This is a genomic window from Longimicrobium sp. (genome assembly GCF_036399255.1).
In the GTDB taxonomy this organism is placed as follows: Bacteria; Gemmatimonadota; Gemmatimonadetes; order Longimicrobiales; family Longimicrobiaceae; genus Longimicrobium.
The window spans coordinates 1-15,225 of sequence record NZ_DASWNM010000148.1; the positions used below are offsets into that span (position 1 = coordinate 1).

Annotated in this window: 12 protein-coding genes; 6 read left to right on the top strand and 6 right to left on the bottom strand. The window is 70.2% G+C overall.

The annotated features are described in order from the left end of the window. Positions 1-145: 145 nt before the first annotated feature. Positions 146-772 (bottom strand): hypothetical protein, encoded by a 627-nt coding sequence (locus tag VGC13_RS28230; protein ID WP_331128673.1) that lies wholly within the window; start codon positions 770-772, stop codon positions 146-148. Beyond that, a complete protein-coding gene (locus VGC13_RS28235) occupies positions 769-1,158 on the bottom strand; it encodes a hypothetical protein (RefSeq protein WP_331128674.1) in 390 nt (129 codons plus the stop codon). The genes VGC13_RS28230 and VGC13_RS28235 overlap by 4 nt, the downstream gene beginning before the upstream one ends. A 932-nt stretch (positions 1,159-2,090) precedes the next feature. Between VGC13_RS28235 and VGC13_RS28240 the strand changes: the two genes are divergently transcribed. From VGC13_RS28240 to VGC13_RS28260, 5 genes are all read left to right on the top strand, one after another. Then, on the top strand, positions 2,091-3,566 hold the full coding sequence (locus VGC13_RS28240; protein WP_331128675.1) for a class II fructose-bisphosphate aldolase: 1,476 nt from the start codon (positions 2,091-2,093) through the stop codon (positions 3,564-3,566). Between the two features lie 634 nt (positions 3,567-4,200). Continuing rightward, complete coding sequence (locus VGC13_RS28245) at positions 4,201-5,892, top strand: ATP-binding protein (protein ID WP_331128676.1); 1,692 nt, start codon at positions 4,201-4,203, stop codon at positions 5,890-5,892. Between the two features lie 742 nt (positions 5,893-6,634). Then, on the top strand, positions 6,635-8,002 hold the full coding sequence (locus tag VGC13_RS28250; protein ID WP_331128677.1) for a sigma-54 dependent transcriptional regulator: 1,368 nt from the start codon (positions 6,635-6,637) through the stop codon (positions 8,000-8,002). Positions 8,003-8,882: 880 nt separating this feature from the next. Further along, positions 8,883-9,503 carry a class I SAM-dependent methyltransferase gene (locus tag VGC13_RS28255; RefSeq protein ID WP_331128678.1) on the top strand — a complete coding sequence of 207 codons (621 nt, stop codon included), beginning with the start codon at positions 8,883-8,885 and terminating at the stop codon, positions 9,501-9,503. 229 nt (positions 9,504-9,732) lie between these two features. Beyond that, the gene (locus VGC13_RS28260; RefSeq protein ID WP_331128679.1) at positions 9,733-10,968 is read left to right on the top strand and encodes an RDD family protein; all 1,236 of its coding nucleotides are present in this window, start codon (positions 9,733-9,735) and stop codon (positions 10,966-10,968) included. Between the two features lie 300 nt (positions 10,969-11,268). On the opposite strand, the gene VGC13_RS28265 is transcribed toward VGC13_RS28260, so the two are convergent. Further along, positions 11,269-11,688 (bottom strand): hypothetical protein, encoded by a 420-nt coding sequence (locus VGC13_RS28265; protein WP_331128680.1) that lies wholly within the window; start codon positions 11,686-11,688, stop codon positions 11,269-11,271. A gap of 449 nt (positions 11,689-12,137) precedes the next feature. Then, a complete protein-coding gene (locus tag VGC13_RS28270) occupies positions 12,138-12,920 on the bottom strand; it encodes a DUF5995 family protein (protein ID WP_331128681.1) in 783 nt (260 codons plus the stop codon). 255 nt (positions 12,921-13,175) lie between these two features. On the opposite strand from VGC13_RS28270, the gene VGC13_RS28275 reads away from it, so the two are divergent. Continuing rightward, positions 13,176-13,562, top strand: a complete 387-nt coding sequence (locus VGC13_RS28275; protein WP_331128682.1) for a hypothetical protein — start codon at positions 13,176-13,178, stop codon at positions 13,560-13,562. A 147-nt stretch (positions 13,563-13,709) separates the two neighbouring features. On the opposite strand, the gene lolA is transcribed toward VGC13_RS28275, so the two are convergent. Both lolA and VGC13_RS28285 read right to left on the bottom strand, forming a co-directional pair. After that, entirely contained in the window at positions 13,710-14,600 is an 891-nt protein-coding gene (gene lolA / locus VGC13_RS28280; RefSeq protein WP_331128683.1) for an outer membrane lipoprotein chaperone LolA, read from the bottom strand. 367 nt (positions 14,601-14,967) lie between these two features. Further along, the coding region (locus tag VGC13_RS28285) for a transposase (protein WP_331128684.1) at positions 14,968-15,225 on the bottom strand (258 nt) is incomplete at its 5' end.

Sequence of the window (15,225 nt, forward strand, 5' to 3'; positions counted from 1 at the left end):
GTGCCGGAGCGGTGCGGCGGGGCACCAGCAGCAGACAGTAGATTTCTCAGTCGGCGCGCCGGATTTCGTGCGAGCCGATGGTGCGGTGTGGCGCCTCCTTCGAAATGACAGACCGGCGCGAGCGCAGGGATTCTTGAACACACGCTCAGATCCTGGCGCCGTCCTTTACCCAGGCGATCACGGGGAGCGCTCCGGAGATGCGCTTGATCACGCGTTCGTTGCGCACCTGCACCTGCACCTGCGGCTCGGTTTCCACGTCGCGCTCCACCACCAGCAGCTGGGGCACGGCGGCGGGGCCAGGAAGGTCGCGCCAGATGTACCGCCGCGCGCCGTCGTTCAGCCAGTTGCTTCCCACCGTCAGCTCGTCGAAGGCACCAAAGCCCTCCAGGAACGCAAGCGCCTCGTCCGTCTTCCAGTCCAGCGATACGGCGACGGCCCGGAACTGCGCACCCCGCGCCGCCGCCTGGTCCCGGACGCGGAGCTTGGCGTCTCCCAGCGCCTGCGGAAAGCCGGGCTCGCGCTGGGCGCCGCAGAACGCCGCGCCCACCAGCACCAGCACGATCTCCCTGCCCTTCCTGAACTCGAAGTCCGGCACGTACGTGCGCACCGCTGTCTCTGCCGCGGGCCTCGCGGCGTCCGGTCGAGTGCGTTCGGCGGGATGCGCGCGCACCGCGGCGGCGAGCAGCACCACGCCCAGCGCCACCCACACCGCGGTGCCCGCGGGCACCAGCAGCCACCGCTGGGCGCGCTGGATGAAGCCGGTTCCGGTCATGATGGGGCGGCCGATGAAAGCGAAAGGCGAAGTCTGCGTACGGCGGGCTGCGGATCGGTGTCCAGGGCCAGCGCCCATCCGTCGCGGAGCGCGGCGATGCGGGGCAGCGCGCCGCCGAGCACGCGGGCGCTCCCCTGTCGCCAGTCCACCACGTAGCTGCGGATGCTGGTGAACTCGTGCGCGGTCGCCGCCCCCGGCCGCACCGCACCGACCTGTACCAGCATCCGTCCGTCGCCCAGCGGGATCACCGAGGCCCCTGAATCGTGCGTGCCGCCCTCCGCCCGGAACTCCACCGCGTCGGCGGTCCTGCGGACGACCACCGCGTTGTAGCCGGGGAGGGCGGCGGTATGCAGAAGCGCGCCCGTCGCGGCGGAGAAAAGCCGCACTTCGGGGCGAAGCAGGGGCAGAAACGCGAGCTGGTCCCCGCCTCCGCACGCCAGGTAGCCCCCGGCCCGGAAGGTGGCGAGCAGGTCGTCCGCCAGCTGCGCGTCCGGGGGCGAACGAGCGGAGCACCCGTCCGTCGCGGGGGGACACTTCGTGGATCGCCTGTCCCCGGTGGGCGCCCAGCACGAAGAGCCTGCCCTCCGAGACGCACAGGTCCTCGGGGCCAAACTCCAGCGGCAGGCTGCCGGACCGCTGCAGCCGTCCGCCCGCGGTCCGGTAGCGCTCGATGCGCCGGTTGCCGCGGTCCAGCACGTAGAGCAGGTCCCCGTCCGCCGCCAGGGCCACGGGGACGAAGAACTCCCCCGGCCCGCGCCCCGCCCGCCCCGTCCACGCGACGGCGCCGTCCGCGCCGGCGATGCCGATCCTCCGCTCCATCACGTCCAGCACGAACGACTGCCCGCCGCTTCCCATCACCGCGTCACCGATCAGGCCGAACGGTGCCGAACCTGGCTGCAGCGTCGCCACGCTCCGCCACTGAGCGGAATCCGCGCTCCGGGACACCGGCGGGGGAGCCGTCGAATGCCGCCGTGCCGGGGCTGCACCCCTGTCGCGGGTCGCCGCGAATCCCGCGAATCCACCCAGCGCGGCAATGCCCAGCACGGCCGGAAGCCAGCGCTTCATCGAATTTCCATCGGCCTGGCTCCTCGAAGGAATGGGGGGCGCATCGATTCAGGTAACGATTGCGCCAAGAGGAGCGGTTCGTCAACCGCTTTGTCCGCATCGTAACGCGGCGGGTGCGCCTGCGTGTCGCGTGATCGATCCCGCGCGCGAATCTTGCCACGGGAGCGCGGCGCAAACAGATTCCCGCGCCGCGGCCGGCAGGCCGGCGTGGACGTTGACGCATCCCCAAATCCGATCTGATCCAGAGGACATCATGGTGAACACCGTCGCGACTGCGGCGGACGGGCTGGACATGCTCTCCCGCCCGTCCGTCCGCGCGCTGCTGGACGAGGTCCGCGATTCCGTCCGCGCCGACGACGGCGCCTTTGCGCTGGTGAGCGCCGACGCGCTGCGCGCCGGCGGCGTGGACCGGCTGATCCGCGCCGCCGTGTTCGGCGAGGACGAGGACGTGCGCGACACGGCGCGCTGGCTGCTGCTGCACGCCGGCCGCGCCGTGGGCATTGCCCCCGCCTCCATACACGAGCTGTACCTGGCCCGCGGCCGCGGCGAGGTGTCGGGCTTTACCGTCCCCGCGATGAACGTCCGCGCGGCGGCGTACGACACCGGCCGCGCCCTGTTCGCCGCCGCGCGCGACCTCGAGGTGGGCGCGCTGATCTGCGAGATCGCGCGGTCCGAGATCGGCTACACCGACCAGCGCCCGGCCGAGTACGTCAGCGTGATGATCGCCGCGGCCATCAAGGAGGGGTGGACGGGGCCGCTGTTCATCCAGGGCGACCACTTCCAGGTGAACGCCAAGAAGTACAAGGCCGATCCCGAGCCGGAGCTGCGCGCGGTCAAGGACATCATCCGCGAGGGGCTGCACGCGGGCTTCTACAACATCGACATCGACACCAGCACCCTGGTGGACCTGGGGCAGGAGGGGCTGGACGCGCAGCAGGCCCTGAACTCGCGCCTTTCGGCCGAGCTGACGGCGTACGTGCGCCACTACGAGCCGGCGGGCGTCACCGTCAGCATCGGCGGCGAGATCGGCGAGGTGGGGACGGAGAACAGCACCCCCGAAGAGCTGCGCGCGTACATGGACGGCTACAACCGCGCGCTGCAGGCCCTTTCGCAAAAGGAAGGGCGGCCGGTGGCGGGGCTCAGCAAGATCAGCGTGCAGAGCGGGACCACGCACGGCGGCACCGTGCTGCCGGACGGCTCCATCGCCGACGTGGCCATCGATTTCGACACGCTGCGCAACCTGTCCGAGATCGCCCGCAGGGAGTACGGGATGTCGGGCGCGGTGCAGCACGGCGCCAGCACCCTGCCGCAGAGCGCGTTCGGCAAGTTCCCGGAAGTGGAGACGGCCGAGATCCACCTGGCCACCAACTTCCAGAACATCGCGTACGACCACCTGCCGGCGGAGCTGCGCGACCGCATGTACGACCACTGCCGGCAGAACTTCCCGGACGAGCGCAAGGCGGGCGACACCGAGGAGCAGTTCATCTACAAGGCGCGCAAAAAGGCGCTGGGGGCCTTCAAGCGCGAGCTGTGGGACCTGCCCGAGGGCGACCGCGAGCGCATTCGCGGGGTGCTGAACGAGACGTTCACCTTCCTGTTCCGGCAGCTGCGCGTGGAGAACACCATGGAGATCGCGCAGAAGTACGTGCCGCTCCCCGACATCCCCCACGCCTCCCCCGCCGACATGCGGATGAAGGCCGCCGCGGACGACTGGGACCTTTCGGACTGAGAACAGTGCGGAAGTGCGGAAGTGCGTGAGTGCGGAAGTACGAGAGAGCCGGGATCGCGGATGCGGTCCCGGCTTTTTCGTGGGATGACGGAGGGGATTCCGTAGATTCACGACGATTCCAAAGAGCATCGAACTGGCGCCCGCGGGGTGCCCCTCCCCCCGGCCCCCTCTCCGCTCGTTCCTCGCGGAGAGGGGGAGAATTCGATCGCGCTTCGACCGGGCGGTGGCGTGGCCGCATGCGCAGGGTGCAGGGGGGGGCGGCTCGACGAAGGACGTCGGACTGGCGCCCGACAGGCTCCCTCTCCCCCGGCCCCTCTCCCCCGCTGCGCGGAGAAAGGGGAGAATTCGATCCCGCTTCGACAGGGAACCGGGTCGGCTACCTTCTCTCGACCCGCCACGTGGCAGGCACCTGCCCCTGCTCCAGGGCCGCCAGCCCGCGAAGGCGGACTTCGTGTGGTTGTTGCAGCGAATTCATTCGCCCGTGCTCGTCCGAAGCCGCCCCCGCCTTGACCGCGCGCCTTTGCCGGTCCACAATCCCAGCATCGAGCAAGATCCCTGCATCCTCCCGGCGGCGCCCACGGGCCGCCGCGAAAGCTTCCATGCGAGTGACGATCATCGGCGGGCGGGGCGGGGCATGAGGGAGCGGTTCGCCGCGGGGCGGCTGCCGCAGCCGCGGCGCGTGCTGGCGTGGGTGTACCTGGGGCGGCTGTGCCTGGCCGGCGCCATCTTCGTGGCCGCGGCGCTGGTGTGGAAGCAGGCCGAGGCGCACGTCACGCTGGCCGCGTCGCTGCTGCTGGTGCTGGCGGCCGCGTTCACGGCGGGCTCCTTCTGGTACACGCACCTTACCCACCATGCGCCGGGGCGCGCCTACCTGTACGCGCAGGTGCTGTTCGACGTGGCGCTGGTGGCCACCGTGGTGCACCTGACGGGGGGGCCGGAAAGCGACTTCGTGCCGCTGTTCGTGCTGGTGATCGTGGCCGCCGCCATCCTGCTCCCCTTTCTGGGCGGCGTGCTCATCGGCGTGCTGGTGAGCCTGCTGTTCTTCGCCGACATCGTGCTGAGCACCGGCACCATCGCGGCCGGCAGCATCCTGCAGATCGTGCTGTTCGCCGCCGTGGCGCTGGCCACCGGCTACCTGGGCGACCGGCTGCGCCACACCGGCGCCGTGCTGGGCGAGGTAGAGACGGAGCTGCGCCTGCTGCGGCTGGACACCGACGACGTGCTGGCCAGCATCGCCACGGGGCTCATCACGGTAGACGGGGCGGGGCGGCTGGCGTTCATCAACCCCGCCGCGGCCGACCTGCTGCACATCCGCGCCTCGGACTGGCTGGGGCGGCCGTTCCTGGCCAAGCTCGACGCCGTCGCGCCCGGCCTGGGGCGGGTGATCGCGCAGTCGTCCGCCACGCGCACGCCGGTGCGGCGCTACGAGACGGACGAGACGGACGCGGGGATGGTGTTCGGCGTCAGCACGACGCTGATCCAGCGCGACGAGGGCGGGCCGCCGTCGGTGACGGCCATCTTCCAGGACATCACCGAGCGCAAGCGGATGGACCAGCTGCGCGGCCGCGCCGAGCGGCTCGAGGCGGTGGCCGAGCTGTCCGCGTCGCTGGCGCACGAGATCAAGAACCCGCTGGCCTCCATCCGCAGCGCCACCGAGCAGCTGGCGGGTGAGGGGATCGACGCGGACGACCGGGTGGTGCTGGGCGGGCTGGTGGTGCGCGAGTCCGACCGGCTGAGCCGCCTGCTGACGGAGTTCATCGACTTTGCCCGCGCCAAGCTGCGCGCGGCGGAGCGGCTGGACCTGGCCCGGCTGGTGCGGCACGTGGTGGACGTGGTCAAGGCGCACCCGCAGGCCCGCGGCATCGACGTCTCGTTTTCGGTGGATGCGGACGCGGAGCACGTCGCGGTGCACGGCGACGAGGACCTGCTGCACCGCGCGGTGCTGAACCTGGCGCTGAACGCGGTGCAGTGGGCGGGGCAGGGCGGGCGCGTGGAAGTGTGCGTGGACGCGGTGGATACCGACCTGATGGCGCCGCGGCTGGGCGCCGCGCACGCCGTGCGCATCCGCGTGTCGGACACGGGCCCCGGCGTGCCCGAGGAGAACGCCGAGCACATCTTCGACCCGTTCTTCACCCGCCGCCCGGGTGGCACGGGGCTGGGGCTGGCGCTGGTCCAGCGCGCCGCGGACGCGCACGGCGGCGCCGTGTTCGTCGACCAGTCCCGCGGCGACGGCTGGGGCGCCACCTTCGCGTTCTACCTTCCCGCGCTGCCGGACGTGGCGGCGGGGGTGGAGACCGCGGTGGCGGAGGAGGGCGAGCAGGGATAAGCTGGCTGCCGGGCAGGCAGGGGTGGGCAAGGGGGGCAAGGGGGGCAAGGGCGAATGAATTCGCTGCAACAACCACACGAAGGACGCCTTCGCGGACTGGCGGCCCTGCGGTTTGGCTGAGTGCCTGCCACGTGGCGGGTGGGGGGGCGGCCAGGATTGTGACTGTCCGAAGCGGGGTCGAATTCTCCCTCTCCGCGAGGATAAGCGGAGAGGCCGGGGGAGAGGGGGCTCCGTCCGGCGCAGCGTAATTCCCTTCGCCGAGCCACCACCCCCAGCCCCACCCCAACCTCCCCCAGCAGTTTTGGGGGAGGTGGCGAGCCTAAGCGAGCCGGAGGGGGCGCCCGCGGACGCAGCTCGAACCTGCCGGAGCGCGCTCGAATCCTCCCCTCTCCACGAGGAACGAGCGAAGAGGGGCCGGGGGAGGGGCCCCCGTCCGGCGCAGCGTAATCCCCTTCGCCGAGCCACCGCCTCCAGCCCCACCCCAACCTCCCCCAGCAGTTTTGGGGGAGGTGGGCGAGTAATGCGAGCCCGGAGGGGGCGCCTTGCGGACACCAGTTCGATGCCCGTCGTCGAGCCTGTGTGGGCCGGGGGTGGGGGCCCAGGTGGGGGCCCCTGCCGCCCGCGGGCGGGGCTCTTGCAGCGAAGCGAGCCGAGTTTGCGCCCTCGCGTCCACGCGGTGGCCCCGCAGTCGCGGTAGAGGTCCATCCACCGCGGTCCAGCACAACCGACGAAAGAAGCGGCCGTGAGCGAGCCGAAGATCCTGATCATCGACGACGAGACCGCCATCCTCGACACGCTGCGCATCCTGCTGAAGCGCGAGGGCTTCGTCGTGGAGACGGCGGTGGGGGGGCAGGCGGGGGTGGACCGGCTGTCGGAGGTGCGCCCCGACGTGGTGCTGAGCGACGTGCGCATGCCCGGCGTGGGCGGCCTCGAGGTGCTGCTGGCGGCCAAGGAGCTGGACCGCGCCCTCCCCGTCATCCTGATGACCGCGCAGGCCTCGCTGCAGACCGCCATGCGCGCGGTGAACGAGGGCGCCTTCTACTACATCCAGAAGCCGTTCAGCAACGACGAGCTGGTGGCCATCTGCCGCCGCGCGGCCGAGTCGCGGCAGCTCAAGAAGGAAAACCAGGCGCTCAAGACCGAGATCCGCCGCCGCGACCGCAGCGACGTGTCGCGCCCCATCGGGCGCAGCCGCGGCTTCATCGAGGTGCTCAGGACGGCCGAGACGGTGGCGCCCAGCGACAGCACCGTGCTCATCACGGGCGAGTCGGGGACGGGCAAGGAGGTGCTGGCCAAGTTCATCCACACCATCAGCGACCGCGGCGAGGGGCCGTTCGTCTCCATCAACTGCGGCGCGCTCCCCGAGAACCTGCTGGAAAGCGAACTCTTCGGCCACGTGCGCGGCTCGTTCACCGGGGCCGTGCGCGACAAGCAGGGATTGTTCGTGGCGGCCAAGGGCGGCAGCTTCTTCCTGGACGAGGTGGGCGAGATGTCGGCCGCCACGCAGGTAAAGCTGCTGCGCGCGCTGCAGGAGCGGGAGGTGATTCCCGTGGGCGCCACGGAGGCGGTGCCCATCGACGTGCGCATCATGGCCGCCACCAACCGCGACCTGGACGAGGAGATCCGCCGCGGCGGCTTTCGCAGCGACCTGTTCTACCGCCTCAACGTCATCACGCTGCAGCTGCCGCCCCTGCGCGACCGTCCGGACGACGTGCCCATCCTGTGCGAGTACTTCCTGGACCGCTTCGCCGAGCAGCGCGGCCGGGCGGCGCCGCGCCTGTCGCCCGAGGCGGTGGAGGTGCTGCAGTCGTACGACTGGCCCGGCAACGTGCGCGAGCTCGAGAACGCGCTGGAACGCGCCGCCGTGCTCACCGCCGACGGCGGGGAGATCGCCGTGTCCACACTGCCGCCTCGCATCACCGAGCGGCAGGCGCAGCCGCTGGTCTCGGCCACCCTGCCGCCCAACCCCACGCTCGAGATCGTGGAGCGGGCGTACATCCACTGGGTGCTGTTCTCCGAGGGCGGCAACAAGACCCGCGCGGCGGAGGTGCTGGGCATCGACCCCTCCACCCTTTACCGCAAGCTGCAGCGGTACGGGATGGAGCAGTAGGGCGCGGGCTGGATTCACGTCGCTCCGGCCGCGCCCCCTCCGCTCGCCTAGGCTCGCACCTCCCCCAAAACTGCTGGGTGAGGTTGGGGTTTGCTAACGTATGGAGGCTCGGCGACGCTCATCGAAGTGCGCCCGACGCGGTCCCCCTCCTCCCTCGTTCCTCGGGGAGAGGGGAGAATTCGATTTCGCTCCGGATGGCCTGTCGAGCGCGTCACCCTCCCCCGCGCGGTTTACGGGGAGGGCCGGGGAGGGGGCGCCGTCTGGCGCAGATCGAACCCAAATCCGTGCCCCGATCCCTGCCACACCAACCTCCCCCGGCAGTTTCGGGGGAGGTGCGAGCCTGAGAGGGTGTTGCTAAACCTCACATCCATAACGAAGCGGTGACTTCCTGAGGGAGCGCACCACGTGTAACCCGATTCCACACAACCGCCTGCGCGCGACCGAAGGACCTCGTCTCGGTGGCGCAGGGGCCAGATTAGGGCACGGGACCAGCCCCGTCGTTCTGCTGGCGAGGTCCTTCAGTCGGCGCCAAGGTGCAGTGTGCAAGCGAGTTAGGGGGTGGCGCCTCCCTCAGGAAGTCAATCACGCTGGGAGGTTTGGCAACACCCTCTGAGCGAGCGGAGGGGGCGCCGCGGGTCGCGCGAGACCGTCTCCCCGATCCGGAGCCTTTCATCTTCGTGACCATCCGCGCCGAATACGACCACGCCGCCGCCAGCTACGACCGCCGCTGGGCGGGCTACAACCGCCCCCGACTCCGTGTTCGATCCCTGCCTCACATCAACCTCCCCCGGCAGTTTCGGGGGAGGTGCGAGCCTGAGCGAGCGGAGGGGGCGCCGCGGGTCGCGCGAGACCGTCTCCTGATTGGGAGCCTTTCATCTTCGTGACCCTCCGCGCCGAATACGACCACGCCGCCGCCGGCTACGACCGCCGCTGGGCGCGCTACAACCGCGCGAGCCTGGCGCCGCTCCGGCCGTGGATCGCGGGCCGCGACCTGGGGCGGGTGGTGGATGTGGGATGCGGGACGGGCAATCTGCTGCCGTTCCTCTCCGCCTCCGGCGCGCGGATGCAGGGCTACGCCGGCCTGGATCTGTCGCCGGGGATGCTTCGTGTGGCGATGGAAAAGGCGCGGGAGGTGGATGTGCGCGCGCGCTTCTTCGTGGGGGATGCGGAGAAGCTGCCGCTGCGCGACGCGTCGTTCGATACGGCGATCTCCGCGTCGGTGCTGCACTACTGGGGTGATGCGGGTGCGGGGCTCGCGGAGGTCCGCCGCGTGCTGCGGCCCGGCGGCCGGCTGCTGCTGGTCGACTGGCTGCGCGACCCCCTGCCGATGCGCCTGCTGAACGGGTGGATGCGCATCACCCGCGTGCGGTACCGGCGGATGTACTCGCGCGCGGAGCTTGGGGATGCGCTCGCGGCGGCCGGCTTCCGCGTGCAGGCGGAGGCGCGCGTGAACGCTGGAGGCGTGTGGCGGCTGATCGCGTTCGATGCAAACGTGGATTGAAGCGGACCTGCGGTTCTCGCCCTCCACCCACCCCTCCCCCGCGGTTTGGGGGAGGGGTCGACCGCCGTTGCGAGGAACGAGCAAAAGGCGGGTCGGGGGAGAGGGCCCTTCGTCGCACTGGACGTAAGTGACGCTTTCGCCTAGATTTGCTGCTTGCCCCTGAATCCCGCGGGCCCTTCCCTCCGTACGTCCTGGCCGGCTCTTTCGTCTCCCCCGTTCAGCTCGACCGATGCGCAGCAACTCGACCTTCGTCATCACGCCGGACTCGTTCCAGATCAGCCCCGCCATCATGGGCCTGCCGCTGGCGCGCCCGTCGCGGCGGCTCGTGGCCATGCTGCTGGACCTGCTGATCGTGACGGTCCTGGTGAAGACCGCGGGCGCCATGCTGCTGGGGCTGGCCGCCGCGCTGTTCGCGTTCCGCATCGCCGGCAAGGTGACCGGCACCGCCACGCGGCCGTTCGGGCGGATGGTGCGCTTCAGCATTCGCGCGGCCGGGGCGTTCATCCTGTTCCTGGTGGCCACCAGCATCTGGGGCAAGGGCGCCCAGACCGTGCGCGGCTTCATGGGCTCGCAGGGCGTGCAGATGACGCTGGCCACCGGCGGCGGCGACAGCGTTCGCGTCTCGGCCATCCAGGCGCTGGGGCTCAGCAAGGACGTGGCGGCCTTCCAGGGCGCCGACAGCGAGGCGGAGGCGCGGCGGCTGGCGGGCGCGCTGGTATCCGGGTTCCGCGCGGCGGGAATGCCGGAGGACGAGGTCCGTGAAACCCTCCAGGGAATCGCGGAGAACTCGGATCGTGACTGGATGGAGGACGCGGTCGAGAGCGCGCTGGCCGCGCCGCTGGCCGCCGCGCCCGCCGCCGGAGCCGTGCAGCCCGTGCGCGCCGACTCGCTGGCCCGCGCCTATGCCGCCTACACCGCGGCGGGCGACACCGCCGCCGCGCGCCGCATCCAGCCGCAGCTGGCCTCGCTGCTGGCGCGCGACAGCCTGAACGAGCTGCGCGGCGAGCTCCGGGAAGCGGAGGGGAACAACCAGGTGCTCACCCAGCGGCTGGAGCGTGCGGAGAACCGCGGCCTGCTGCACGCCATCACGGGGCTGCTGGACGAGCTGGGCCTGGGGTTCGGGTGGACGGGCCTGTACTTTACCGCGTTCCTGGCGCTCTGGCGCGGGCAGACGCCGGGAAAGAAGCTGGCCGGCGTGCGCGTGGTGCGGCTGAACGGCCAGCCGATGACGCTGTGGACCTCGTTCGAGCGCTTCGGTGGATACGCGGCCGGCCTGGTGACGGGCCTCCTCGGCTTTGCGCAGGTGTTCTGGGACCGCAACCGCCAGATGATCCACGACAAGATCGTGGAGACGGTGGTGGTGCGGGACCGCGGGGCCCGCGCTCCCGCGCCGGCCGGCACCGCCGCGGGGTCGGCGTTCGCGCCCTATCCGTCCCCCCGCCGCGCGGCCCCGCCGGCGACCTGACGCGCGTAATCCGGCGCGGAGAGAGAAAAAGGATTGACCTCCTCTCTCCGCGCCTCTGCGCGATACCCAGATCCTGAAAAAGAATAATCGTACAGAGGAACAGAGTCAGACAGAGAAAGCGAGCTGAAATATCATCTTGGCTCCTCTGTCTGACCCTGTTCCTCTGTACCCATAAAGGTGTTGTTTTCCCGATTTGAGGCTTGTTTGTTTCTGGAGTGCGGATACTGCGATCGTCATCGGAAACGAGAAAGGACCCAGAGGAAAGAATCCTCCGGGTCCTTTCTTCTTTTCTCCGCGTCCTCAGCCCAGCGGCGGAGTCAGCAGGCCGCCCTCGGAGCGGTTTTCGTCTTCTTCGTCGAACGTCTCCAGCAGGCCGAACAGCTGCAGGTGGCGGCGGCGCAGGCGGTTGGCGGAGGCGAGCGCCTCTTCCTCCGTCTCGCCGAAGCCCTCCCAGGCGAACGGGCTTTCGCCCCAGCGCGCGGCCGGGCTCCACGGCGACTCCGCCCCGTGGATGCGCGCCACGCGGCGCGGGTGCGCGAAGGGGTCCAGGTAGGTGCCCAGCACCTTTCCGCGGCTGTCGATCACGGCGCCCACCGCGCCGCCGCGGCTGTGCCGGCGCCGCTTCAGGCGCCGGTAAAGGGACGTGCTTCCTTCCACCACCAGCCCCGCAAGGCACAGCAGCGCCAGCACCAGCACAAAATCGAACGAGATCAGCTTCATGGCGACTTCCTGGTACTTCTACTCACCAGCCCCCCCGGACGGACGGGGAGCAAGCATCGATATACCCCCGGCGCGGCAGCCGTTCCTTTGAACGTCCGAGGAGCGTCTGGATTGACCTGCATCTTTCCGGCCCCGGCGCCGGCCCGCCCTGCACCCTCCGCAAACCTCTGGGGTGGAAAGACTTTGCGCTCCATCCCCGCTTCAGGCCCTGATCCCGGGTGTGGAGACGGCCCATACTACATACAGGTCACGAATCGTAAACATGTGACGCTCCGACACCGCACATTGTACCTGAGCGAAAAAACGCGCCCGGCGAGCCAATGCTCGCCGGGCGCGTCATCATTCACGTACTCGGGGGCCTTCCGGACCGATCAACCTCCCCCAGCAGTTTTGGGGGAGGTGGGCGAGTAATGCGAGCCCGGAGGGGGCGCCCGCCCTCGCCCTGAACTCTACGAAAGCGCATCCAGCACCCGCCCCACGTCCTTCGGCTCGCGAAGCCGAATCGCCATCAGCACCGGCCGCAGCCACAGGTGCGGCTTGTGGATGGCGCGGGCCAGCACGGCCACCGTGCGGTCCAGCATGTCGATCTCCTGCGGCAGCCGGCCCCGGTCGATCGCGGCGAACCGCTGCGCCCAGCGCCACGCCAGGTCGCGCGATCCGCCCAGGCAAAAGCTGATCACCTCCTCGTCGTCGCGCATGCCGAAGCGGTCCAGAAAGCCCATCCACGGCGACACACGGGCAATGCGGTCCTGCACGTCGTTCAGCATCTCGCCCAGCAGGCGGCTGATCTCGTCGAAGTCGTGCTTCAGCGCGTGGATCTGCGCCCCCGGCGCCGTCTCGGCCGCGGCGATGCCCAGGTCCAGGTTGATGTGCGCGTTGATCCCCAGGAGCAGGTGCTGCAGGATGAGCAGGTCCGCGCCCCGGGCGGCGTCGAACGCCGCCTGCCAGCTGCGCGTGGTGCGCCGGCCGCCCTGGTACGCCTCGAGCGCGGCCAGGTAGCGGTTGGCGAAGATCACGTCCAGCCGCTCCATCCGCGGCCCGTCCTGGAACCGCCCCGCCGCGATCCCCTCGCCCACGCGCACGGTGACCTGGCGGTACAGGCAGGCGAACATCCCCAGCCGGTTGTTCTCCGCGCGGCTGCGGTCGATGACGGCGTCCAGCCGCGCGACCACCTCGGCGATGCTGGCGGCGGGCGTGAACGCGCGGGTGGCGATGGATGCGGTGGCGGGCATGATGGCGGTGCGGAGGGAGTGGTCCGGGGCGGGCGATGAGCCGGAATCGTACCGGGTATCCCTCAAGGATAGGCGGAGACCGGCAGTCCGGCAACGGTGATGCGCCTACGCCGCCGGCCGGGTGCGTGGGGAAAAGCCGGACGCAGCGTCCGCATCCTCTCCTATGTGCGCCGGGTGAATCTCGACGCATCGTGTAGGCGCAGGACCTGGGTGCCGTTCCGTCTTCATCCACCGAGCGCGTAGGCCTGGACCACCATGGATGCCCATTCCGTAAACCGCCCCGCCGCCTGGCTGGTGCTCGCCGGCCACCCCGACGCCCCTGCCCATGTGGGCGTGGTGGGCTACTCGCGGCTGGCCCGGCTGTACCGAACCACGGGGTACGCCTTTCTGTGGATCTTCTCGACGGTGGCCACGTTCTTCGTCACCATCTTCGACCCGTTCATGACGTCCATGCCGCTGTTCGTGGGCGCGGTGATGACGTACCGCAGCTGGCGCGGCCGATTCCGGGTGATCGACTTTCAGGGCGCCTGCCCGCGCTGCGGCCAGACCATCGAGCTCAAGCCCGGCAGCAAGATCGGCATGCCGCACCACCTGGTGTGCTACAACTGCCACCACGAGCCCGACCTCTACCTCGCCGCCTGAACAAAGAATGCCTCACACAGAGTCAGCAGAGTCAACAGAGGGCTTGAACTCTGCTAACTCTGCTGACTCTGCTGACTCTGTGTGAGACAAAATCAGAGGCCGCCCCGGTGAGAGGGCGGCCTCGTCGCACATGCACCTGCCGTGCGCTTACTGGTCGAAGACCTGGACGCCTTCGGGGGGCGTGAAGGTGAAGACCGCGTCGGCGAGCGACGGGTTCACGCGGATGTTGCGCATCTCCACGGTGCGGACGGAGTTGTTCTCTTCCGTCATCTCGAAGCGGCGCACCAGGTTGTCGTCCTTGTCCACCCACACCTTGAGGATGCGGTACGGCGACGCGCCGCGGGGCACCAGGGTGAGCACGTACGTCGCCTGCCCGCCCACGTTCTCTTCGCCGGCCACGGTGGCCACGAAGCGCTGGTTGGCGTTGGAAAGGAACTGCTGCTGCAGGTCCACGCTCTCGCCGCCGGCCGCGATGCTGGTGCGGATGGCCTGCGTGCGGTCGGTGCTGGGATAGTACAGCCAGAAGTGCCGCCCGTCGGCCACGATCAGGTCGCCCTGCGGATCGCTGAAGCGCATGGCGAAGCGGTCCGGCTTGCGCTGGTACAGCTTGCCCGCGCTGCGCTGCGTGGTGTTGAGCAGCGGCACGGTGAGCGACTGCGTGAAGTCGGCCTCCAGCGAGCGGATGCCGTTCGCCGTGCGCTCGGCCCGCGACAGGATCTCGGCCGCGCGGTCCTGGTTGGCCTTTTCCGCGGGCGTCGAGGGGGCGGCCGGCGCCGGTGCGGCGCCGCCCTTCGCGGGCGCGGCGGGCTGGGCGGCGGGCGTGGTGCCGGCCGCGGGCGCGCCGGGCTGGGCCGCCGCGGCCGGACCCGCGGGAGCCGCCGCCACGGGAGCGGGCGCCTGCTGCTGTGCCGCGGAAGGCGCGCGGTCCGTCGCGCGCTCGGGCGCGTCGCCGGGCGCCGCGGCGGACGACTCGCGCCCGCCACACGCGGCGGCCAGCGGCAGCAGGATCCATCCCAGGCAGGTGCTCGTCTTCGTCATCTATCTTCAGCGGCGTTCGGGTTCGTACGCACGGGAGCGGTTGAGTACCCTCCCTGCGCAACCCGCGTTCCTGTCCGTCGTCATCGCTGTCCAGTTCATGGCACCCAGCCAAGGCGGGACTGTCATTCCGAGGCCCGGCCACGCCATCACCGGAAGAATGCGACGCAGGTTGCAGGGCCGAGGAATCTACCGTCGGACTACGCGAGGCCGGACGCGGCAGCCGCGCCACACGTGCGGCGGCGAAAGAGCTAGACAGGGCCGGTCCGGGGCGTTGCGACGGACCACGAGGAGACGGAAAGTAGATTCCTCGGTATCGCTGTCCACCGTCATCGCCCCGCCAGGACGATCTGTCATTCCGAGTGCAGTTTCACTCGACCTTCTTTGCAATCGAGTCCAGCAGGTCGCATTTGTAGTAGCTACAGACCCGCTGCTTCAGTTCTGCGCCACTCAGCTTCCGCGCGGGTTCAACCACCTGCTTCTTGCGATGCACCCACTTGGGCTCGATAGGATTGAGCCACGGACTCTTGGTCGGAAGCCGGCAGACCAGGATGCGCACCCCCGTACCGGATCGCTTGACCGCGCGGTTGTGCTCCTTGATCCAGGTGCGCACCTCCCGGCTCACGTG